The organism is Aliiglaciecola lipolytica E3 (genome assembly GCF_000314975.1).
GTDB classification, from domain to species: Bacteria; Pseudomonadota; Gammaproteobacteria; order Enterobacterales; family Alteromonadaceae; genus Aliiglaciecola; species Aliiglaciecola lipolytica.
Genome location: NZ_BAEN01000044.1, coordinates 1 through 567, shown reverse-complemented (window position 1 = coordinate 567; position 567 = coordinate 1). Strand labels below are relative to the sequence as shown.

At 42.9% G+C, this 567-nt stretch carries 1 protein-coding gene; it reads left to right on the top strand.

Annotated features, from left to right (window positions below; translation table 11 throughout):
- On the top strand, positions 1–567 hold a 567-nt coding region (locus GLIP_RS11560; protein ID WP_040522743.1), incomplete at both ends, for an ISL3 family transposase.

Here is a 567-nt window from a genome sequence, read left to right as displayed (position 1 = left end):
CCCAGCAAAGAAAACGTTAAGCTAATCGCCATGGACTTGTCAGAGACTTACCGTAGCATTGCTAACAAGTACTTCCCTAATGCGACGATAGTTGCTGACCGGTTTCATGTGGTTCGCCTGATAAACCACCACTTTTTAAAAGCCTGGCAGCACCATCACCCTGAGGGGCGTAAGAACAGAGGTTTACTGAGTTTGATGCGGCGGCATCAGTGGCGACTGAACGAAGATAATAACGCTAACTTACAACGTTACTTAGCTGATTATCCGGTGCTAAAAACCTTGTATGAGGTTAAACAAAAGCTCATCAGATATATGCTCTTAAAGACAATGAATGAAAAGCGGATGGAAAAGAAGCTCCCCGGTTTTTTAGATCTAGTTGAGCAATTACATCACAGTCCACTACGAGGACTGGCCAAAACCCTAACTTCATGGTTACAACCCATCATTGCCATGTGGCGCTTTACACGCAACAACGGCATTACAGAAGGCTTCCACAACAAAATGGAAATGATATCGAGAAGAGCGTATGGTTTTAGAAATTTTGAAAATTACAGAATAAGAGTGATG